Raw genomic sequence first — 19,480 nt, forward strand, 5'->3', positions numbered from 1 at the left:
CCATGGAGTACAACATGCATCGTCTACTTTGGCCCTTGCTGGGCGGCTTGCTGGCCTCACAGGCCGCCGCCCTCGACATCGGCGCCATGACTCTTGCCATGGCGCCAGAGCAGGAGTTCATTACCAGAACCCTGACCAACAACAGTGCTTCACCCAAGCTGTACGACATACAGATGGAAAAAATCAGCGACCCCACGGCCAGAGGCAGGACACTGCCCACCGTCCCCGGTGAGCTGCTGTTTGCCCCCAGGCGCTTCACCCTGCACGCCAGACATGCCCAGAACGTCAAGTTCTACTACAAGGGGCCCGCCGATGACCATGAGCGTTACTACCGCATCACCTTCACCGAGTCACCGGCAGCCCAGGTGGATGAAGGCAGCCAGACGCAGCACCGGGGAACCGTCGAGGTGAAGCTGGCCCTGCAGTCCATCCTGGTGGTGCGCCCGCGTCAGTCACGTTTTTCATACCAGTTGGACCCGGTACAGAGCGCCATCACCAATACCGGCAACACCTATTTCGAGTTCATGATCAAAAAAGGCTGTGAACAACCAGATCATGAGGCAGAAAGTAAATATTTATTACCGGGAGAAAGCTATCAAAACTCAAGAATAGGTAAGACAGGAAACCAGCATATGATTATATATCAACAACGATTCATTCCTTTAGGTAAAGAATGCTAAAAATAAATAACACATCACTTAACTGGGCGATAAAGCGTTACACTTTAATTATTGCAATATCACAAGCCTTTGTAACATACATTATTCTCGAGATAGGAGTTATGGAATGAAGCACATATCTTTAGAAATTAAGCTATTTTTAGTGGGCATGTTGTTCATATCATCTTCTCATGCAGATATTTCAGAGCCAGAAATCATAGCAGAAAATGTATATAGAGTTTTCCCAGGAGATCATGTCACACCAGCCTATTTTATAAGGGAAGGTGATAAGAATATATTTAAAGTTGAGCATGGCAGCATCATAAATACAGGTGTGATTGGCAAAGATGTTGTCAAGATCTTATCCTCTTCTACGGGTGACTTTTCAGCCCTGACCTCCATCGGCAATGTCCTTCTCAATAAAGGGGATCAGAATACCTCAATGATCATCCCAGGTATTATAGATTTACAAGCGATGCAAAGCGGTTTCGTTGCTCTTCGTAGCAATGGAACAGTTGTCACCTGGAATGAGCAAACACCTCCTTTCCAATGTCAGACCAACTTAAATAATATAAAAAGAGTTATCACGCACCCCAATAGCTATGGTGTTGTTGCATTACATGGAGATGGGTCAGTATCAGCATGGAGCTATGATATTTGTAGTGGCTTTTCTACTAACAATACTGAAGTTATTGATGTTGCTGTAGGAACATACGGATTCACAATTCTAGACAAAGAGGGTAATGCATATAAATACCCTTATGATACACAACACCTGATATCCCAGGAAAAAAATGTTTCCCATATTATCAGTGGTAATAACTATGGTTTATCTGTCAGTAAGGACCATATCACTTGCAGTGATGCATCAGCTCTTATTAATACGAAGGGTAGTTTGACTGTGGCAACAGCTTTGGGCACGGGGATGATGATGCTACAAATGTCAGATGGTTCAGTATCTCAAGCTCACTGTTATAATAGCAATCTCAATGAACAATCTCAGACAACTCTGAAATCATTGGCCAACATTAAGTCTGTAATTAGCAATTACAGTGGCTTTGCAGCCATTGACACCGTCGGTGATGTGTTCACTTGGGGTGGTTATAGCGATGAATTTAATAATGAACAGCTCGAGACGTATCGACACGATATCGCATCAGTAATCCCTATGCTCAATTCATTCGCCGCACTCAAAATTGATGGTTCTGTAATTGCTTGGGGTGACCAGATGAGTATTGAAAATGGCTCCCAGAGTAAACTCAGAAATATTACAGGGATATATCCTTCCGCTGGGCAGTTTTTAGCATTGTCTAAGAGTGGCACCCTTTATATGTTTGATTGACAGAACAGCCGGGGACGCCCGGCTCTCTCCATCTATTAACAGCAATCATGTTCACGAAATAGGCTAATTGATTGGGTCAGGAGGAGAGCGTCGCCAGCCTGGCCGCAAACCCCATGAAGAAGAGGCCGATAAGGCCGTTGCCGAGACGGGCCGCCGTCTGGCGCTGACGGAAAAAGCGGGCCATCAGGGTACCGCCGAAGATCAGCAGGGTCAGGTAGACGAAGCTCATCGCTTCCAGCATGCCAGCCAGCACCAGGTAGGAGATCCAGGTGTGGGCATAGCTGAAGTCGATGAACTGCACGAAGAAAGAGACGTAGAACAGGATCGCCTTGGGATTGGTGAGGCTCAGGGTGAGGGCCTTGGTAAAATAGCGCTCACCGGGATCCATCTCGGACGCCGGTCCCGCCTTTTTGGCGATGAAGTTCGCGTGCAGGATCTTCACCCCCAGATAAAGCAGGTAGATGGCGCCCAGATAGCGCACCAGAGTAAACAGCAATGGGGTAGTGCGAATGAGGGACGCGATCCCCAGATAGGCGCAGAAAATGAGGATGGCATCGCCGACGAAGACGCCGAGGGCGGCGCGATAACCCGGGCCTATGCCGCGCACGGCACCGGTTCGCAGCACATAGAGGGAGTTCGGGCCCGGGGCGATGATGATGAAGAAGAGACCGACCAGATAGGTCCAGACGTTGATGACACCCAGGCTTTCGAACATGTTCCCTCCATGGCGGGTGATGGGCCGGATAACGGCGGCAGGCCTTCTATACTAATCCGCCCCGCGCCAAGCACAAGATCTGACCAGCCATCCACACGCCGTCAGCATGAACGGCCTGCGCGCCACGCGAACGCAATCCGGGCGTTCGCCCACTTTGGTTATGTCCAGATGCTCCGGGATAGGGCATGGTAGAGGGAGTGATACCCCAGCCATGGATAAGACCTTGAGTACCGACACCCCGATCACCGCCCCGCCCGCGGTTGACAACCCGACTACCACCGCTTATCCGGTGATCGCCGCCATCAGCTTCTCGCACCTGTTGAACGACATGATGCAGTCGGTACTGCTGGCCATCTATCCCCTCCTGAAGCTGGGGCTCGATCTGTCGTTCACCCAGATAGGTCTCATCACCCTCACCTACCAGTTCACGGCCTCGCTGCTGCAACCCCTGATCGGCCTCTATACCGACCGCAGACCCATGCCCTACTCCCTGCCTCTGGGCATGGGCTTCACGCTGGTGGGGCTGCTCTACCTGTCGCAGGCAGGCAGCTTTGGCGCCGTGCTGTTGTCGGCCATGCTGATCGGCATGGGCTCCTCCGTCTTCCACCCGGAATCCTCCCGGGTCGCCCGCATGGCGGCCGGCAACCAGCCCGGTCTGGCCCAGTCTCTGTTCCAGATCGGCGGCAATCTGGGATCGGCCATCGGCCCCCTGCTCGCGGCGCTCATCATCGTGCCGAAGGGACAGGGTAGTGCGGCCTGGTTCTCGTTGTTCGCACTCATCGGGGTCATCGTGCTCAGCTTCGTCGGCCGCTGGTCCAGCCACCATGCTGCCAGCTTCCATCGGCGGATGAGGGCCCATGCCGGCACCGGCCTGAGCCGCCGCCAGATTGGCTGGTCACTGGCCATCCTCGGTCTGCTGATGTTCTCCAAGTTCTTCTACATGGCCAGCCTGAGCAGCTATTACACCTTTTACCTGATGGACAAGTTCCACCTGTCGCTGGAGAGCGCCCAGCTCTATCTGTTCGCCTTCCTGTTTGCCGTCGCGGCGGGGACAGTGCTCGGCGGGCCACTCGGCGATCGCATCGGGCGCAAGCGGGTGATCTGGATCTCCATCCTCGGCGTCGCTCCCTTCACCCTGCTGCTGCCCCACGTCGACCTGTTCTGGACCTCGATGCTGTCGATCGTCATCGGCCTCATCCTGGCGTCGGCGTTCTCCGCCATCCTGGTCTACGCCCAGGATCTGGTACCCGGCAAGGTCGGCACCATTTCCGGCCTCTTCTTCGGCTTCGCCTTCGGCATGGGAGGGATAGGGGCCGCCCTGCTGGGCAAGTTGGCCGATGCCACCAGCATCGAAACCGTCTATCAGGTCTGCGCCTATCTGCCCCTTATTGGCCTGCTGACCGCCTTCCTGCCCAATATCAGGAGAGGCTAGAGGCCAAGCGGCCGCCAGCGTCGACGGACGAGTCGACCGACCATAAAAAACGCGGCCTGAGCAGGCCGCGTCTGATTCCATCACTCGGGCCGCCTGACACGGCCATATCCGCTCGGACACATCCGCCGAGCCTCTTTGTCAGCAATACGGCCTCTCCCCCAGCCCGATGACCGGGCCCACTGGAAGTTGTCACCCGAGAGGCCGCTGACGGGACCATTCACAGCAAGGATGCGGCATCCCTCAGCAGTACTGGCCTGCCACCCAGCCCGACGACCAGGCCCACTGGAAGTTGTAACCACCGAGCCAGCCGGTCACGTCCACCACTTCGCCGATGAAGTAGAGGCCGGGCACGGTGCGCGCCTCCATGGTCTTGGAGGAGAGCGCGTTGGTATCCACCCCCCCCAGGGTCACTTCAGCGGTGCGATACCCTTCGGTGCCGTTGGGCAGGATCTGCCAATCCCCCAGCAGGGTGGCCACCGCCTCCAGCTCCCGTTCGTTGTACTGGCGCATCGGCTTGCTCACCAGCCATCCCAGCTCCACCAGCTTGTCGACGAAGCGCTTGGGCAGCTCGCGCCCCAGCACGGTTTTCAGCTCCTGGGCAGGATGGGCCTGGGCCCAGGTCTTGAGGGTCTCTGGAATGTCGAGATCCGGCAGCAGGTTGATGTGGATCTTCTCCCCCGCCAGCCAAAAAGAGGAGATCTGCAGGATGGCGGGGCCGGAGAGGCCGCGATGGGTGAACAGCATGGCCTCCTTGAAGCGGGTGCCATCCTCGGCGGTCACCGCCACCGGCAGGCTGACCCCCGCCAGATCGGCGAAGGCCTCCTTGTCGGCCTGATGCAGGGTAAAGGGCACCAGCCCGGCGCGAGTCGGCAACACGGTGAGGCCGAACTGCTCCGCCAGCTTGAAGCCGTAAGGGGTGGCACCGAGTTTCGGCATGGAGAGGCCGCCGGTGGCGACCACCAGCGACGAGCAGGCGATCTCCCCCTTGCTGGTGTCGAGCACGAAGCCTTCATCTGTCTTGCTGACGGTGAGGATCTCGGTCTGTAACTGCAGGGTCACGCCAGCCCAGTCGCACTCTGTCAGCAGGATGTCGACGATATCCTTGGCGCTGTCGTCGCAGAAGAGCTGGCCCAGCGTCTTCTCGTGGTAGTTCAGGCCATGCCTGTCCACCAGATCGATGAAATCCTGCTGGGTATAGCGCGCCAGCGCCGATTTGCAGAAGTGGGGGTTGGCCGAAAGGAAGGCATGGGGACCCGCCTGATGATTGGTGAAGTTGCAGCGACCGCCGCCGCTGATGAGGATCTTGCGGCCCGGCTTCTTGGCGTTGTCGAGCACCAGCACGGAGCGACCCCGGTAGCCAGCCTGGGCCGCACACATCAATCCGGCCGCCCCGGCACCGATCACCACCACATCAAACTGCTTCATCATCACTCACTCATCCAAAGAAAAACGACCCCTTTATACGAAGACCGTCATTGTATCCGGCAGCAACCAGCAACGCGGTTTCATGGCTGCAACAATAGAAAACGGCCCCTGTTGAGAGGGGCCGTCATTGTACTGGCTGAACACTAAGTGTCCACGACTATCAGGCGTTGCCGTCCATGATGCTGGCCGGGGCGCCCTTGGCCAGCTCGGCCAGCTCCTTGTCGATGAAATAGAGGCCCTTGCCATCCTCGCCCACCAGGCTCAGACGGTCGACGATGCTCTTGAACAGCTTCTCCTCTTCGTGCTGCTCGGCCACGTACCACTGCAGGAAGTTGAAGGTGGAGTAATCCTGGGTGGTGAAGGCGACGTGGGCCAGACCGTTGATGCACTTGGTGATGTGATACTCGTGCTCCAGGGTGGTGCGGAAGATGTCACCCAGGGACTTGAATTCGTGGGGAGGCGCTTCAATGGCCCCCAGTACCGGCATGGCGCCGGTCTCGCTCACGTAGGTGAACAGGCGCTCCATGTGCTGGCGCTCCTCGACCGCATGCTGGCGCAGGAAGGTGGCGGCCCCCTCGAAGCCCTTGTCCTCGCACCAGGCGCTCATCTGCAGGTAGAGGTTGGAGGAATAGAATTCAAGATTAATCTGCTCGTTCAACTTCTCGATCATGGCTTTGGCCAACATGATGATTCTCCACTGTGATTTGCCCACGATTGTCGCCACTGTTGCATCCTGACGCAACCAGAGACAACCGACGCACCCCGCAGTTGCGACGACTTTTCACCTCATCCTCTCCCCCATACGGTTATAGAGAAGCAAAGAAACATGGTGTAAGTGACATCAGCCATTATGATGGCGCCATTGGTCGGGGAAAGGATTCAATGAGATTCATAATGGCACTGGCGCTGCTCTGGATGACCCAGTTGCAGGCAGCTCCCTCCTTGCTGAAAGAGGCTGAATTGCAGGCGGCGCGCAATCCCGTCGGCTATCTGCAGCGCCTCGATGCCAGTCCCCAGCAGGATATGGAACTGTTCTACGCCAGGTCCCTGGCCCAGGCAGCCCTAGGCCGCTATCCCCAGGCACAGCGCGACAATGCCCGCGCCCGCGGTCTGGCCAATGCCCAGCAGGAGACCCTGCGCCTGCTCGACTTCCGGTTGCAGCAGATTGCCCTGACCCTGGATGCCGATACGCCGGATCAGGCGCTCGAGCTGCTCACCCAGCTCTGGCCAGCGGTCCGGCATCACCCCAGGCAGGTCTCGGAGTGGCATGCCCTCAACGGGCTCGCCCTCTACCGTACCCAGCAGATGAAAGAGGCGATCCTCGAGCTCAAGACCGCCTATCACCTCAAGCAGAAAGAGCCGGGTTCCATCCTCTCCACCTTGCAGTGCGGCCGTCTGCTGATGACCCTCGGCAACCTCTATGCGGACCTCAATCTCTACCGTGAGGCCGAGACCTATTATCAGGATGCCCTCGGCCAGATGGTGCAGCTCAACGAACCCAACAGCCAGGCCATCATCCGGGCCAACATGGCCAGGCTCTACATCGACATGGGCCAGCCTGCCAGAGCCAGCCAGTTGCTCGATACCCTGCTGGCCACGCCGAGCCTGTCACCCCACTATCGCGCCATCGTCCTCGGCTACCAGGCCATGGTGTTCAACGCACGGGCGGACTGGCACGCCGCCTGGCGCAGCCTGGAGGAGGCACAAGCCATCTATGACAGGCTGGATAGCCCGCAGGCAGCCTCCCGTCTGACCGAGATCCGGGCAAGAACCCTGCTGGGTCGTGGCGAGAAGCAGCTGGCCCTGCAACTGCTGATGGAGCACACCGCCCCTCTCTCCATGGATGGTCGGGCGATGCAGGCCAGGTTGCTGGCCGATCTGGGCCGCTACCCCGAGGCCTACGGGGCCATGACCCGCTACATGCAGTACTACAAGCAGCACTTCAACCAGACCCTGAGCCAGCACGCGGCCGCCTTCCAGGTCGAGATGGATCTGGCTCGCAGCGAGGCCAGCAATCGCGCGCTGCAGCAGGAAAACGAGAGCAAGCGCCAGCAACTGCTCTACCAGCAGAGTGCCCGCTACTACCAATTGCTGCTGCTGGTGCTGCTGGCCGTCGCTCTGATCCTGCTCGGGCTCACCACCCGCAGGCTCCACCGCAGCTCTCGCCACCTCTACAAGCTCGCCACCTTCGATCAGCTGACCGGGCTGCCCAACCGGCGCGCCCTGCTGGAGAGACTGGGTCAGCAGTGGCTGCACGAAACGCCCCTGACCCTGCTCATCATCGACATCGACCACTTCAAACAGATCAACGACAAGCATGGTCACCAGGCGGGGGATCAGGCTATCCGGCAGTTGGCCAGGGAGCTCAAGAGCTGGGCACCGGACCAGCAGTTGATCGGGCGCTGGGGCGGGGAAGAATTTCTGGTGGCCATGACCCAGGACGGGGCCACCTGCTGGCGGCTGGCGGAGCAGCTGAGAAGCCGGATCGCCTACCTGGCCGCCCCCCACATGACCATCAGCATCGGAGTGGCGGAACGCTCGACGCAGGATGACAGCCTGAGCCAGCTCATTCATCGTGCCGACATGGCCATGTATCAGGCGAAACGCCAGGGGCGCAACCAGACCGTGCTGGCCCAGTCTCCCAATCTTTCCCCTGAACTGGCCTGCAACGTCGCCTGATGGCCCCTCGTGCGGGTGTCAGGGCGCCAGCTCAGTGAGTGACGCCACGTTCACCGGCGCACCGTAATCCACCCCCGGCAGCTCGAAGCCGTTGAGCTGCATGAACTCCTGGCGCAACCCGGCAAAATCCCCCAGGGTGCGGAAGTTCTCCGGCGTCACCTTGGGCCAGAGTGCCGAGACGGCGGCCTGCACCGCTGGCTCAAGCTCGTGGTCATCCATCCGGATCAGCCGGTTGCCATCGGCGACGACCCCTCTGGGCCCGTACATCTTGTCGGCAAACAGCCGCTGCATCTGCTCGATGCAGCCCTCGTGGACACCACGCTCCTTCATCACCCCCATCAACAGGCCCAGATAGACAGGCAGCACCGGAATAAACACGCTCGCCTTGGTCACCAGCGCCTTGCAGACCGACACCCAGGCATGACCGCCGATCCCGGCAAGTTGCAGGTTGATGGTCTCGGCGGTGGCGTGCAGGTGCTCCTTGGCATAGCCGATGGTGCCGTCCCGATAGAGGGGATAGGTGGACTCGGGGCCGATATAGGAGTAGGCAACGGTCCGGGCGCCGGGGGCCAGGCAATCCGCCTGCTGCAATGCCTGCATCCAGCGCTGCCAGTCCTCGCCCCCCATCACGGTGACGGTGTCGCGGATCTCCTCCGGGGTGGCTGGCACCAGCGACTGCTGCACCAGCGCATCGTGCTCCAGATCCAGCCCCCAGCCTTGCAGCGGCTGGCCTGTGGTCTTGAGCACCGAGCGTACCTGTGTGCCATCCGGCATCACCCTGACTCCGCTCGCCAGCGAATAGACCACCAGATCCACCTGCCCGAGTCGCTGGCGGATGACGTCGATGGCCTGCTGGCGCATGGTGTCGGAGAAGGCATCTCCGATCAGGTTGACGGCGATGCGACCGGCTTGCTCCGCCGCCTGACGAAACCAGATGTTGTTGTACCAGCCAGCACTGCCGAGCCCCTTGTCGGAGGGACCCCGCTCGAACGAGACGCCCAGGGTATCGGCCCCGGCGCCGAAGGTGAGCGCGATCCGGGACGCCAGCCCGAAACCGGACGATGCCCCCAGCACCAGCACCCGTTTCGGCCCGTTGAACGGCCCCGCCGCCCGCACCTGTTCGATCTGTTGCAGCACGGCGGCGCGACAACCCATGGGGTGGCAATTGCGGGCAACACAACCCTGGATCTGGGGATGAATGATCATGAAGGACTCTCCGGTGCATCGGTGGGACATGAGAAACGGCCATGACAGCGTCACCCGGTTGCAGGTGAGGGGCCCTGGCCGTTTTGCCAAGGGAACTGGCTACAGCATAACCAAGGGGGGCGGGATTACCTTGATGTCGGACGGGATATGGGCTGGAAGAGGGCAGAAAAACAAAAGGGAGCGCGAGGCTCCCCAAAGCGGTATTCAGATGCTTTTTGTTGTTTTGTGTTCATTGCGAAGCACGGGCACATCCTATTCCCCCACCTTCCCGGGGGCAATAGCACGCCTGTGACCGGCGTCAAACTCCTGTTCAAAATATGCACTCCCCGGCCACCTGCACCTCTACGCCTTCCGGTTCGGGGTCAGGCAAATCCTGAAACTGTGGCGACGATGCCGTTTTAGTTTCAGCAGACATTGGTATAGTGGACCCAAGATCAGTGAGGAGAACTCCCATGAATGGAACCTATTACAAACACGTACTGGCCGCGATCGACCTGTCGGAAGACAACCGCAAGGTGATCGAGAAGGCGGTCGACCGGGCCCGCTCCAACGGCGCCAAGCTGTCGGTGATCCATGTGGATGTGGACCTCAAGGATCTCTACACCGAGATGATCGACATCGACATCGACAACGTGCAGGACCAGGTGATCGCCGAAGCGAAGGAGAAGCTGGAAGCCTTCCTCGCCTCGGTGGACTACCCCATCGAGAAGAAGCTGGTCATCTGCGGCGATCTGAGCGAGCGGGTTAACCAGGCGGTCAAGGACTACCAGATCGACCTGCTGGTGTGCGGCCATCGCCAGAGCTTCTGGAGCCTGCTCACCTCGAGCGCACGCCAGCTGATGAATACCGTGCCCTGCGACATGCTGGTCGTGCCCTTGCAGAAGTGATCGAACAGGCGTAGTGTGATTTGCCATGAATATGACCTCATTCAATCACAACTACTGGTGGTGCCGCTTCTAAACAGGCGGCACTGCTTTTCTATGTAAAATTTCCCAAAGAAAACACCGTGACCGCCGAGAGGCGGTCATTGTTTTCATCCCTATGTCGCCTCCCGGCTCACCCAACTGGAGAGAGTGACATGCACAACCCCGTGATCCTGACCGGCGACCGCCCCACCGGCAAACTGCACATCGGCCACTACGTCGGCTCCCTGCGCCAGCGCGTGGCCGCCCAGCACCATTACCGCCAGTTCGTCATGATCGCCGATCTGCAGGCGCTGACCGACAACGGCCACAACCCGGCCAAGGTGACCGATCACGTGCTGGAGGTGATGGCCGACTACCTGGCCGCTGGCCTCGACCCTGCCAAGACCACCTTCTGCCTGCAGAGCGCCCTGCCCGCCCTCGCCGAACTCACGACCTACTACCTCAACCTGGTCAGTGTCGCCCGGCTGGAGCGCAACCCCACCGTCAAGGCCGAAATCCAGCAGAAAGGGTTCGAGCGCAGCCTGCCCGCCGGCTTCCTCGTCTATCCGGTCAGCCAGGCCGCCGACATCACCGCCTTTCGTGCCACTCACGTGCCGGTGGGCGAGGATCAGCTGCCCATGCTGGAGCAGACCAACGAGATAGTGCGCCGCTTCAACACCCTGGTGGGCAAAGAGGTGCTGACCGAGTGCCAGCCCATCCTGAGCGACACCGGCCGCCTGCCCGGCATCGACGGCAAGGCCAAGATGTCAAAGTCCCTTGGCAACACCATCGAACTCGGCATGTCGAGCGACGAGATCAAGCAGGCGGTGTTCGCCATGTATACCGACCCCAATCACCTCAAGGTGAGCGATCCGGGTCAGGTGGAGGGCAATACGGTGTTCGCCTATCTGGATGCCTTCCACCCCGACAAGGCCCTGGTGGCCGAGATGAAGGCCCACTACCAGCGCGGTGGTCTGGGGGACATGCGCTGCAAGCAGGTACTCAACGACTGCCTGCAGACCCTGCTTGCTCCGATGCGGGAGCGGCGCGAGGCAGCCATCGCCGACAAGCGCCAGCTGCTGCGCCTGTTGCAGCAGGGTACCGAGCAGGCCCGGGCCCTCACCGACGAGGTGCTGGCCGAGGTGAAGGGGGCGATGGGGCTGGACTACTTCTCCGGATTGGCGTGATCTGCCCCCTGCGGCGCGGGATGGCCGAGCGCATCCGCGCCGTAGCGCTCCCTCGCCAGCCGGTGCAACAACCCCTTGAACCAGCCAATCGCCTCGTCATGGGCACTGAGCGGGTGGCCCGCCATCAGGTAGACGATGGGGATGGCGGGTTCCAGCTGGTGCAGACGCAACGGATAGTGGCGACAGAAGTGGCGCCCGATCATCTCGGGCACCACCACCAGGTAGCGGCCGGTCGCCATCAGCGGCGGTACCGCCATAAAGCTCGGCAGCCTGACCCCCAGCTCCCGCTCCACCCCGAAACGGGCCAGCCAGAGATCCACCATGGCCTGGCTGTGGCCCCAGCTGGAGGTGTGGATATGGGGGCGGCTGACCAGTTCTCCCGGCCCCAGCATGTCGGGCAGAGCGCTGCCGAGGGGCGACAAACAGACCAGCGGATTGCTGAACCACTCCTCGCGCCACAACCGGGGCGAGAGATGGTTGGCACCGGCAAACCCGATCACCAAATCCAGTTCCCCCTTCTCCAGCTCCCGCTCGTAGTCGCTGTCCGCCAGCTCGCACACTTCCAGTCGGCAGTTGGGAGCCTGCTGCACCATCCACTCCACCAGCACCGGCACCAGGCCGTGCTCCACCGAGCCCGGGGTGGCGATGCGAAAGATCCGCCGGGCACTTGCCGGGTCGAATCCCTTGGCCTGACGCAGCCCCTGCTCCAGCATGGCCAGCGCCTGGCGTACCGGGCTCGCCAGCGCCTTGGCCCGTTCGGTCGGCATCATCTCGCGCCGGCTCATCACGAACAGGGGATCATCCAGCGCCTGGCGCAAGCGCCCCAGCGCATGGCTGACGGTGGACTGGGAGAGGTGCAGCCGTTCGGCGGCACGGGTGACGTTGCGCTCCTGCATCAGCATGTCGAACACGGTGAGCAGGTTGAGGTCGAGGCGGGAGAGGGGCAGTTCCATCGATATTGGCCATAGTTGAATGACGACAATTCATTTTTGGCATAGTAGCAGATTGCATAGAATGCGCAGGCGAATTACATCGGAGATTCAAATGCGTAGCTATCTGTTGTTGCTGGCGATCGGCCTGTTGTGGGGCTCCCAGTTCATTTTCATGCACCAGGCCGTGGCTGAACTGCCCCCCATCATGGTGGCCGCCGGACGCGCCCTGTGCGGCAGCCTGACCCTGGGTCTGCTCTGCCTGTTCATGCGCCTCAAGAGTGAACACACGCCCTGGCGAACCTATATGCTGATCGCCCTGCTCGACGCCACCATCCCCTTCATCATGGTGGCCTGGGGACAACAGTACGTGGACAGCGCCATCGCGGCCGTGGTCATGGGTTGTATCCCCTTTGTGACCATTCTGGCGGCTCCCTTGTTTATTTCTGGTGAAAGAATCACCAAGGGCGGCCTCGTCTCCGTGATCATCGGCTTCATCGGCGTACTGGTACTGTTCTGGCCCAAGCTGACCAGCGGCATGAATGCCGGCCTGCTCGGTGCCATGGCCATCCTGTTCGGTGCCAGCTGCTTCGCCATCGGCCTGCTGATGATCAAGCGCTTCGCCAAGGACCATCCTGTGGTCGTGGCCCGCAACATCCTGATTTCATCAGCTATCCAGCTGCTGCTGGCCGCGCCCTTCGTGGCCGACCTGAGCAGCCTCACCCTGCCGAGCCAGCAGGCCATGGGCGCCGTCGCCATGCTGGGGATCTTCTGTACCGGCCTGGTCTACTTCCTCTACATGGCGCTGATCCAGAAGGCGGGCCCGACCTTCGCCTCCTTCAGCAACTACCTGGTGCCGTTGTTCGGCGTCATGCTGGGAGCCCTGTTCCTCGGCGAGCAGATCCAGTCCACCACGGGCGTGGCGCTGGCCCTTATCCTGGGTTCGGTCGCCCTCAACCAGTGGGCACAGCAGCGCCGCCAACAGCGGGAGGCTGCCCTATGTCAGGCATCCTGACCACCCTCTGCGGCGGTCTGGTACTGATAGCCGGCTGGCAGTATCGCCACCGGCTGGCCGGGGTGCTGGGTCTGCTGATGATGCTGCTGCCCTGGTTCTTCGACAGCAAGCTGCAAGCCATGCTGAACTATGCACTGAATGCCTGAAGACCCTCTCTGCGTGTGTGACGAGAGTGTATCTCTCCTGTTTTTGGGACCGTTTTAACAAAACCTCCGATTTGTCCCCTCTACCGGCGCCCTGCGCCGGTTTTTTTATCTCTGCGCCTCTGGTCCGTAGCGATAACTCAATCGCTCGTTCTTGCGCGGCCCCGTTATCTGCCAGGCGAGCAGGAAGCCCCCGCCGGTTTCGGTCAGCTCGGCGCTGTAGTGATCCTGCCCGCACAGGTGAGGCTCGGCCGTGACCCAGTGCCCGTCCCCCCGGGGCAACAGCTCGAACAGCATCACCGGCTGCTCGTAGCGCAGGTGGGAGAGCATGATCCCCCGTGCGGTGCGCTGCCACCAGAAACGGTTGTGCATGGTCAGCTCCCGGCCATGGGGCGTGGTATAGCGACCCGTCTCGGCATACAGCCACCCCCCATGGTGATCGGTCACCACCACGGCCCCCTCCCCGCGACCGCACCAGTCGGTGGCGGATCCGACCCCGTTGCTCGCCTCGAAGGCAAATGCTCCGATCTGTGACAACCCTTCCCATAAACGCTGGATCGCGCCTTCCAACTCGGCCATCATAGCGCCCTCAAAATTGACAACTGACGACAATTCAATCACATGAACTACTTGATAGGGGTTACCCTGCTCTGGTCCTTCTCCTTCAGCCTGATCGGGGTCTACCTTGCCGGTCAGGTGGATGCCTACTTCTCGGTACTGACCCGCATCGTGCTCGCCAGCCTGGTGTTTCTGCCCTTCCTGCGCCGTCGCTGGCTGCGCCCCGATCTGGTGGCCAAGCTGATGGCCCTCGGTGCCATCCAGCTCGGCATCATGTATCTCTTCTACTACCACTCCTTCCTGCTCTTGACGGTACCGGAAGTGCTGGTGTTCACCATCTTCACCCCCATCTATGTCACCCTGATCCACGACCTGCTGGAAGGGCGCTTCAAGCCTGTCTATCTGTGGGGGGCCCTGCTGGCGGTGCTGGGGGCGGCCGTCATCCGTTTCGACGGCCTGACCGAAAGCTATGTACTGGGATTCCTGGTGGTGCAGGGCGCCAACGTCTGCTTCGCCCTGGGCCAGGTAGGCTACAAGGTGCTGCTGGCCCGGGAGGCTGAGCAGCCGCCCCAGCTGGCGGTGTTCGGCTGCTTCTATCTGGGCGCCCTGGTGATCGCCCTGCCCGCCTGGTGGCTGCTGGGCAAACCTCAATATCCCGCCAGCCCCCTGCAATGGGGCATCCTCTTCTGGCTGGGGGTCGGGGCATCCGGGCTCGGCTACTTCCTGTGGAACAAGGGGGCGACCCTGGTCAGCAGCGGCGTGCTGGCCATCATGAACAACGCCTTGATCCCCGCGGGTCTGCTGGTCAATCTGGTGCTCTGGGGAAAGGATACCGACCTGCTCAGGCTCGGTCTGGGCGCCCTGCTGATGCTGGCTTCCCTCTGGGTCTGCCAGCGTCAGCAGGTCAGTGAGCGCTGACTGAAAACCATTGACGCTGATGGGTCCATCGGCGTCAATGGGTTCGCGGACAGTGACTGGCCGTCAGCCGACCACGGCGTTGTGTTCCCGCTTCGCCTGACCGTGGCAGGAGGCCAACCGGGCCAGCAGGTGATCGAGCTGCTCGGCACTCTGGCTCTGCACCAGGCCGATGCTCACGGTCACCGGACGCTGGGGCAGCAGGCTGGCGTCGGCGATCTCGAGCCGCAGCCGCTCGGCAATCTCCAGGCCGCTCAACCGATCGGTCTGGGAGAGCATCAGAATGAAGCCGTCTTCGTCCCAACGGGCGAAGGGATCTTCCCGACGCAGCTCGCGGCGCACGATGCGGGCCAGCTTGGCCAGCATGGCGTCGCAGGCCGCCTCCCCGAACAACTGCAGGATCTTGCTGCGGTGATCCACGCTGAACTGCAGCAGACAGAAACTGCCGCTCTCGCTGGCCAGCCGTTCATCCAGCAACAGCTCGAAGTGGCTGCGGCTCTCGAGGCCGGTGAGGGGATCCGTGTCGTGGCGATCCTCCAGGGGCGCCATGGCGGCATCCAGATGGCGAACCACCCCCAGCAGTTGACCCCCTTCGTCGCGACGGACCCGCTCCTCCAGCCGGATGTAATGGCCCTGATGGTGCAGGATGCGGTACTCGAGTCGAAGCCCGTTGCTGCGCCCTTGCTGACAGGCCTCCAGGGCCTCTGCCAGACGGGGAGCATCATCCGGATGTACCCGATCCAGCCAGCCGAGATCCCCCAGCTCGCCCCCCTCCAGACCCAGCAGTTGCAGACAGGAAGGGTCCCGCCTCAGACCCAGCCCGGCCGACCAGGTCCAGATCCCGGCCTCCAACATCGCCATGGCCTGTGCCATCAGCGTCACCTCAAGGGGAGTGGTGACCTCAACCCCGGGAGTCTCATACCTTTCCATCACGCGCCTCGAAACCGGATCTGAATATCTGTCCAAGCAATCACACTCAATAAGTAACATTGGTGCTGGCGCCGAGCAACCGCGCCAGCATCGCTGGCCTCGCACCTCTCGCCTCTGGTGGTCCGCCATCAGCGGCCTGCCAGCTTCCAGCTACGAAGTGAAGCTCGACGTCACGCCACCTTGCCCTGATAGCCTGCCATCAGCGCCTGCCAGTTCTCCGGCACGAAGTGGAAGCTGGTGTGCAATTGCGACTCCTTGTTGAAGGAGCGCAGCAACCGCTCCAGGTTGGCCTGCTGCCAGTTGCCGGGGGAGCGGATGGCTCCTTTGTCGAAGTCGATCACCCACACCTTGCCCTCCTTGTCGAGCAGCAGGTTGTGGCTGTTGAGATCCGCATGATAGACCCCTGCATCGTGCAACTGGCGCACCGTTTTGCCTATCTTGTGCCACACCTCACCGGCGATCGGCCCCTGCTTGAGCAGGGCCACCAGATCCTTGGCGCCGCGAATGCGTTCGATCAGGATGTCGGCCCGATAGAAGGGCCCCTGCTTGACCATGCGGGCCGCAAAGGGGCGCGGCACCGGCAGCCCCTGTTCACTCAGGGTCGCCAGCAGACGATATTCAGCCATGGCCCGGCTGCTCTCCACCCCTTCAAACCAGAACCGGTCACGCACCAGCTTGCCCACCATGCCGCCACGGTAGTAGTGACGCAGCACCAGATGGCGTGCCTCGTCCTTGACGAACCAGGTCACCCCGCGACCGATGGAAGAACCCACCACCTGGCGATGGGTCTGCCACCAGACAGGATCGAACAAGGCAGGGGAGGGATCGCGGAAGACTCCGTCGGCATACCAGCAGACCTGGTTGTGGGTGGTGTGTGTCAGCATGATGAGAATTCCGGTCGATAGTGGGTGCAGGGCATCCATTCAGAAAGCCGTGCCGGTCGGGCAACCGGCGCAATTTTACAATCCACAGGGGAGTTTGCATAATGCCATCCATCCATTTTGCCATCGTTGCGCCACATCATGCCGCTGTTCCAAACGCCGCCCTCCTCCATCTGCATCCTGCGGCTCTCCGCCATCGGAGATTGCTGCCACGCGCTGGCGCTGGTGCGCGTCATCCAGCGGGAGTGGCCCCAGACCCGCATCACCTGGATCACCGGCAAGATTGAGGCGACCCTGTTCGCCGATCTGCCGGGGGTCGAGGTCGTTCCCTTCGACAAGAGCAAGGGGTGGCGCGGCTATCGCGATCTCTGGCAGACCCTCAAGGGGCGCAGGTTCGATGCCCTGCTCCACCTGCAGGCCGCCATGCGCGCCAGCATCGCCACCCTCGGCATCAAGGCCAAGGTCAAACTCGGGTTTGATCGGGAGCGCGCCAGCGACGGTCAGTGGCTGTTCACCAACCATCGGGTCCCCTCACCCACCTCCCCCCACGTGCTGGACGGCTTTCTCGCCTTCGCCAAAGAGCTCGGGATAAAGGATCTGACCCCGGACTGGCAACTGCCCATCAGCGCCGAGCACCAGGCCTGGGCGAAGGAGATAATTGGCGGCCAGCCGACCCTGCTCATCTGCGCCGCTGCCAGCAAGGCATTCAAGAATTGGACTGCCGCCGGCTACGCCGCGCTGGCGGATCACGCCGCAGACAAGGGCTTTCAGGTCTATCTGTGCGGCGGACCGACCAGGCTGGAGCGGGATCTCGCCGCCGAGATCCAGCGCCTCAGCCAGAGCAAGCCGGCAGATTTGGTGGGGCAGACCAGCCTCAAGCAATTGCTGGCGCTGATTGGCGAGGCGAGCCTGGTGCTGGCCCCGGATACCGGCCCTGCCCACATGGCCACCCTGGTGGGAACACCCGTGATCGGCCTCTACGCCCACCACAACCCGGAGCGTACCGGCCCCTATCTGTGCCGGGATTATCTGGTCAGCGTCTATCAGGAACTGATTGAGCAGGAGACCGGCAAGCCGCTGGCCGAGCTCGGCTGGCGCACCCGCCTCAAGGATCCGGACGCCATGGCCAAGATAAGCCGCGAGCGGGTCATCGCCGCCTTCGACCGCCTCTGTACCGACAAGCATCTTCTACCGACCCAGGGCAACTCGGAAATTCCGAGCCCTGGCGCAGGGATAATCTGATGGCCCGGCCCCGGCTCCGTGGGCAGAATGGCCCTCTATGCGGGTAACGCCCGCACAGCAAGCTACGGATATTTTGATCGGCTGGAATATGATTCCGGCCGTTTTTTTATCCGCCCCCATCTGCTAACATTCGCCGCCTTTACATCCTCCTGACTCTGATTCCTCCGCGCATTGCGAGCAACCGTCTCCCTTATCGGGCACAAGACGGCGGCCTCTGCTACAACCAAAGCGCGGATCATCGCTTAAAGGTACAGACATGGCGCAACAAGGCACTCTCTACATCATCTCTTCCCCGAGCGGGGCCGGTAAGTCCAGTCTGCTCAATGCCTTGCTGACCCAGCACAACGCCGCCGGCAAGATGCAGCTGTCGGTCTCCCATACCACCCGCGCCACCCGTCCCGGTGAAGAGCACGGGGTGCACTACCACTTCGTCAAGGTGGAAGAGTTCAAGGCGCTGATCGAGCGCGGTGACTTTCTCGAGTGGGCAGAAGTCTTCGGCAACTACTACGGCACTTCCCGCGCCGCCATCGAGGCCTGTCTGGCACAGGGCATCGACGTCTTCCTCGACATCGACTGGCAGGGTGCCCGCCAGATCCGCGAACTGATGCCGACCAAGTCCATCTTCATCCTGCCTCCCAGCCGCGAGGAGCTGGAGCGCCGCCTGATCGGCCGCGGCCAGGACAGCGCCGAGGTGATCAAGGGCCGGATGGAGAAAGCCATTGCCGAAATGGTGCACTATGACGAGTATGACTATGTCATCATCAATGAAGACTTTGAGCTGGCACTGTTCCAGCTCAGGGCCGTCATCGAGTGCCAGCGCCTGGAAATGCGTCAGCAACAGCAGGCCCAGCAAAACTTGCTGAAACAGCTACTGGCAGAGTAAGCCAAAAACAAGTAAACTTTTGCGTCATTTTTAAACACCGCTTTTTCAATCACAGAAAGCCCAAACACTGGAGTCCCGCATGGCCCGCGTTACTGTAGAAGATGCTGTAAAACAGGTAGGTAACCGTTTTGACCTGGTGCTGGTCGCCGCGCGCCGCGCTCGTCAAATCGCGGTACAAGGCAAGGATCCCCTGGTCGACGAAGAGAACGACAAGCCGACCGTGATCGCCCTGCGCGAGATCGAACTGGGTCTGGTCAACAACCAGGTGATGGATACTCAGGACCGCTATGAGCAGCAAGAGCAGGAAGCCGCCGAGCTGGCTGCCGTTGCTGCCATCGCAGAAGGTCGCGGCTAAGTCAGTCGCTTCCCATAGTCGGCGCCCGCCCGGGTGCCGGCTGTTCTCCCCATTTACAACCGCTCGAAAACCTCGCAAA

Annotated in this window: 20 protein-coding genes; 12 read left to right on the forward strand and 8 right to left on the reverse strand. The window is 60.7% G+C overall.

The window, feature by feature from the left end; all coding sequences use genetic code 11:
* Positions 1–2 precede the first annotated feature (2 nt).
* Entirely contained in the window at positions 3–680 is a 678-nt protein-coding gene (locus AB5Y51_RS16105; protein WP_368178738.1) for a fimbria/pilus periplasmic chaperone, read from the forward strand.
* Positions 681–786: 106 nt separating this feature from the next.
* Positions 787–2,001, forward strand: a complete 1,215-nt coding sequence (locus tag AB5Y51_RS16110) for a hypothetical protein (RefSeq protein WP_368178739.1) — start codon at positions 787–789, stop codon at positions 1,999–2,001.
* 76 nt (positions 2,002–2,077) lie between these two features.
* On the opposite strand, the gene leuE is transcribed toward AB5Y51_RS16110, so the two are convergent.
* Complete coding sequence (leuE, locus tag AB5Y51_RS16115; protein ID WP_010672336.1) at positions 2,078–2,716, reverse strand: leucine efflux protein LeuE; 639 nt, start codon at positions 2,714–2,716, stop codon at positions 2,078–2,080.
* 211 nt (positions 2,717–2,927) lie between these two features.
* Between leuE and AB5Y51_RS16120 the strand changes: the two genes are divergently transcribed.
* Positions 2,928–4,148 carry an MFS transporter gene (locus AB5Y51_RS16120; RefSeq protein ID WP_323580536.1) on the forward strand — a complete coding sequence of 407 codons (1,221 nt, stop codon included), beginning with the start codon at positions 2,928–2,930 and terminating at the stop codon, positions 4,146–4,148.
* A gap of 240 nt (positions 4,149–4,388) precedes the next feature.
* Here AB5Y51_RS16120 and AB5Y51_RS16125 read toward each other — a convergent pair whose 3' ends face one another.
* Both AB5Y51_RS16125 and ftnA read right to left on the reverse strand, forming a co-directional pair.
* Positions 4,389–5,573: an NAD(P)/FAD-dependent oxidoreductase gene (locus AB5Y51_RS16125; RefSeq protein WP_368178752.1), complete on the reverse strand. Its 1,185-nt coding sequence runs from the start codon at positions 5,571–5,573 to the stop codon at positions 4,389–4,391.
* 160 nt (positions 5,574–5,733) lie between these two features.
* Positions 5,734–6,258 (reverse strand): non-heme ferritin, encoded by a 525-nt coding sequence (gene ftnA / locus AB5Y51_RS16130; RefSeq protein ID WP_010672333.1) that lies wholly within the window; start codon positions 6,256–6,258, stop codon positions 5,734–5,736.
* 209 nt (positions 6,259–6,467) lie between these two features.
* On the opposite strand from ftnA, the gene AB5Y51_RS16135 reads away from it, so the two are divergent.
* The gene (locus AB5Y51_RS16135; RefSeq protein WP_368178753.1) at positions 6,468–8,252 is read left to right on the forward strand and encodes a diguanylate cyclase; all 1,785 of its coding nucleotides are present in this window, start codon (positions 6,468–6,470) and stop codon (positions 8,250–8,252) included.
* Between the two features lie 18 nt (positions 8,253–8,270).
* Here AB5Y51_RS16135 and fabV read toward each other — a convergent pair whose 3' ends face one another.
* Positions 8,271–9,458 carry an enoyl-ACP reductase FabV gene (fabV, locus tag AB5Y51_RS16140; protein WP_201985647.1) on the reverse strand — a complete coding sequence of 396 codons (1,188 nt, stop codon included), beginning with the start codon at positions 9,456–9,458 and terminating at the stop codon, positions 8,271–8,273.
* A 452-nt stretch (positions 9,459–9,910) separates the two neighbouring features.
* On the opposite strand from fabV, the gene AB5Y51_RS16145 reads away from it, so the two are divergent.
* Together AB5Y51_RS16145 and trpS are read left to right on the forward strand one after the other, a co-directional pair.
* A complete protein-coding gene (locus tag AB5Y51_RS16145; RefSeq protein ID WP_010672329.1) occupies positions 9,911–10,345 on the forward strand; it encodes a universal stress protein in 435 nt (144 codons plus the stop codon).
* 191 nt (positions 10,346–10,536) lie between these two features.
* On the forward strand, positions 10,537–11,550 hold the full coding sequence (gene trpS / locus AB5Y51_RS16150) for a tryptophan--tRNA ligase (protein WP_104455000.1): 1,014 nt from the start codon (positions 10,537–10,539) through the stop codon (positions 11,548–11,550).
* On the opposite strand, the gene AB5Y51_RS16155 is transcribed toward trpS, so the two are convergent.
* On the reverse strand, positions 11,529–12,503 hold the full coding sequence (locus AB5Y51_RS16155; protein WP_160837952.1) for a LysR family transcriptional regulator: 975 nt from the start codon (positions 12,501–12,503) through the stop codon (positions 11,529–11,531). The two genes, trpS and AB5Y51_RS16155, sit on opposite strands and share 22 nt — an antisense overlap.
* A 91-nt stretch (positions 12,504–12,594) precedes the next feature.
* Here AB5Y51_RS16155 and AB5Y51_RS16160 point away from each other — a divergent pair, with 91 nt between their 5' ends.
* Together AB5Y51_RS16160 and AB5Y51_RS16165 are read left to right on the forward strand one after the other, a co-directional pair.
* On the forward strand, positions 12,595–13,494 hold the full coding sequence (locus AB5Y51_RS16160; RefSeq protein ID WP_041212088.1) for a DMT family transporter: 900 nt from the start codon (positions 12,595–12,597) through the stop codon (positions 13,492–13,494).
* Positions 13,479–13,640, forward strand: a complete 162-nt coding sequence (locus AB5Y51_RS16165; RefSeq protein ID WP_103261051.1) for a hypothetical protein — start codon at positions 13,479–13,481, stop codon at positions 13,638–13,640. Before AB5Y51_RS16160 ends, AB5Y51_RS16165 begins: the two co-directional genes overlap by 16 nt.
* A gap of 105 nt (positions 13,641–13,745) precedes the next feature.
* Here the strand turns inward: AB5Y51_RS16165 and AB5Y51_RS16170 are convergent, their stop codons facing one another.
* Positions 13,746–14,216, reverse strand: coding sequence for a DUF6314 family protein (locus AB5Y51_RS16170; protein ID WP_041215799.1), 471 nt, complete (start codon positions 14,214–14,216; stop codon positions 13,746–13,748).
* Positions 14,217–14,258: 42 nt separating this feature from the next.
* Between AB5Y51_RS16170 and AB5Y51_RS16175 the strand changes: the two genes are divergently transcribed.
* Complete coding sequence (locus AB5Y51_RS16175; protein ID WP_041212087.1) at positions 14,259–15,113, forward strand: DMT family transporter; 855 nt, start codon at positions 14,259–14,261, stop codon at positions 15,111–15,113.
* A 63-nt stretch (positions 15,114–15,176) separates the two neighbouring features.
* Here the strand turns inward: AB5Y51_RS16175 and AB5Y51_RS16180 are convergent, their stop codons facing one another.
* On the reverse strand, positions 15,177–16,040 hold the full coding sequence (locus AB5Y51_RS16180) for a sensor domain-containing diguanylate cyclase (RefSeq protein ID WP_164884638.1): 864 nt from the start codon (positions 16,038–16,040) through the stop codon (positions 15,177–15,179).
* Between the two features lie 170 nt (positions 16,041–16,210).
* On the reverse strand, positions 16,211–16,924 hold the full coding sequence (locus AB5Y51_RS16185) for a 3-deoxy-D-manno-octulosonic acid kinase (RefSeq protein WP_124244143.1): 714 nt from the start codon (positions 16,922–16,924) through the stop codon (positions 16,211–16,213).
* A gap of 138 nt (positions 16,925–17,062) precedes the next feature.
* Between AB5Y51_RS16185 and AB5Y51_RS16190 the strand changes: the two genes are divergently transcribed.
* The 3 genes from AB5Y51_RS16190 to rpoZ all read left to right on the forward strand — a co-directional run bounded on the left by AB5Y51_RS16190 (position 17,063) and on the right by rpoZ (position 19,401).
* A complete protein-coding gene (locus AB5Y51_RS16190) occupies positions 17,063–18,163 on the forward strand; it encodes a glycosyltransferase family 9 protein (RefSeq protein WP_368178740.1) in 1,101 nt (366 codons plus the stop codon).
* Between the two features lie 256 nt (positions 18,164–18,419).
* Entirely contained in the window at positions 18,420–19,046 is a 627-nt protein-coding gene (gmk, locus tag AB5Y51_RS16195; RefSeq protein ID WP_041212085.1) for a guanylate kinase, read from the forward strand.
* A gap of 79 nt (positions 19,047–19,125) precedes the next feature.
* Positions 19,126–19,401, forward strand: a complete 276-nt coding sequence (gene rpoZ, locus AB5Y51_RS16200) for a DNA-directed RNA polymerase subunit omega (RefSeq protein WP_005307060.1) — start codon at positions 19,126–19,128, stop codon at positions 19,399–19,401.
* Positions 19,402–19,480: the final 79 nt, after the last annotated feature.

The organism is Aeromonas sp. R7-1 (genome assembly GCF_040908115.1).
Taxonomy (GTDB): domain Bacteria; phylum Pseudomonadota; class Gammaproteobacteria; order Enterobacterales; family Aeromonadaceae; genus Aeromonas; species Aeromonas caviae.

Excerpts from the sequence above, each read along its gene's own strand:
- AB5Y51_RS16180 (WP_164884638.1), bottom strand. The coding sequence starts at position 16,040 with ATGGAAAGGTATGAGACTCCCGGGGTTGAGGTCACCACTCCCCTTGAG.
- trpS (WP_104455000.1), top strand. The coding sequence starts at position 10,537 with ATGCACAACCCCGTGATCCTGACCGGCGACCGCCCCACCGGCAAACTG.
- AB5Y51_RS16160 (WP_041212088.1), top strand. The coding sequence starts at position 12,595 with ATGCGTAGCTATCTGTTGTTGCTGGCGATCGGCCTGTTGTGGGGCTCC.
- AB5Y51_RS16110 (WP_368178739.1), top strand. The coding sequence starts at position 787 with ATGAAGCACATATCTTTAGAAATTAAGCTATTTTTAGTGGGCATGTTG.
- AB5Y51_RS16155 (WP_160837952.1), bottom strand. The coding sequence starts at position 12,503 with ATGGAACTGCCCCTCTCCCGCCTCGACCTCAACCTGCTCACCGTGTTC.
- AB5Y51_RS16135 (WP_368178753.1), top strand. The coding sequence starts at position 6,468 with ATGGCACTGGCGCTGCTCTGGATGACCCAGTTGCAGGCAGCTCCCTCC.
- AB5Y51_RS16120 (WP_323580536.1), top strand. The coding sequence starts at position 2,928 with ATGGATAAGACCTTGAGTACCGACACCCCGATCACCGCCCCGCCCGCG.
- leuE (WP_010672336.1), bottom strand. The coding sequence starts at position 2,716 with ATGTTCGAAAGCCTGGGTGTCATCAACGTCTGGACCTATCTGGTCGGT.
- AB5Y51_RS16170 (WP_041215799.1), bottom strand. The coding sequence starts at position 14,216 with ATGGCCGAGTTGGAAGGCGCGATCCAGCGTTTATGGGAAGGGTTGTCA.
- AB5Y51_RS16145 (WP_010672329.1), top strand. The coding sequence starts at position 9,911 with ATGAATGGAACCTATTACAAACACGTACTGGCCGCGATCGACCTGTCG.
- AB5Y51_RS16105 (WP_368178738.1), top strand. The coding sequence starts at position 3 with ATGGAGTACAACATGCATCGTCTACTTTGGCCCTTGCTGGGCGGCTTG.
- rpoZ (WP_005307060.1), top strand. The coding sequence starts at position 19,126 with ATGGCCCGCGTTACTGTAGAAGATGCTGTAAAACAGGTAGGTAACCGT.
- gmk (WP_041212085.1), top strand. The coding sequence starts at position 18,420 with ATGGCGCAACAAGGCACTCTCTACATCATCTCTTCCCCGAGCGGGGCC.
- ftnA (WP_010672333.1), bottom strand. The coding sequence starts at position 6,258 with ATGTTGGCCAAAGCCATGATCGAGAAGTTGAACGAGCAGATTAATCTT.
- AB5Y51_RS16165 (WP_103261051.1), top strand. The coding sequence starts at position 13,479 with ATGTCAGGCATCCTGACCACCCTCTGCGGCGGTCTGGTACTGATAGCC.
- AB5Y51_RS16125 (WP_368178752.1), bottom strand. The coding sequence starts at position 5,573 with ATGAAGCAGTTTGATGTGGTGGTGATCGGTGCCGGGGCGGCCGGATTG.
- AB5Y51_RS16190 (WP_368178740.1), top strand. The coding sequence starts at position 17,063 with ATGCCGCTGTTCCAAACGCCGCCCTCCTCCATCTGCATCCTGCGGCTC.
- AB5Y51_RS16185 (WP_124244143.1), bottom strand. The coding sequence starts at position 16,924 with ATGCTGACACACACCACCCACAACCAGGTCTGCTGGTATGCCGACGGA.
- fabV (WP_201985647.1), bottom strand. The coding sequence starts at position 9,458 with ATGATCATTCATCCCCAGATCCAGGGTTGTGTTGCCCGCAATTGCCAC.
- AB5Y51_RS16175 (WP_041212087.1), top strand. The coding sequence starts at position 14,259 with ATGAACTACTTGATAGGGGTTACCCTGCTCTGGTCCTTCTCCTTCAGC.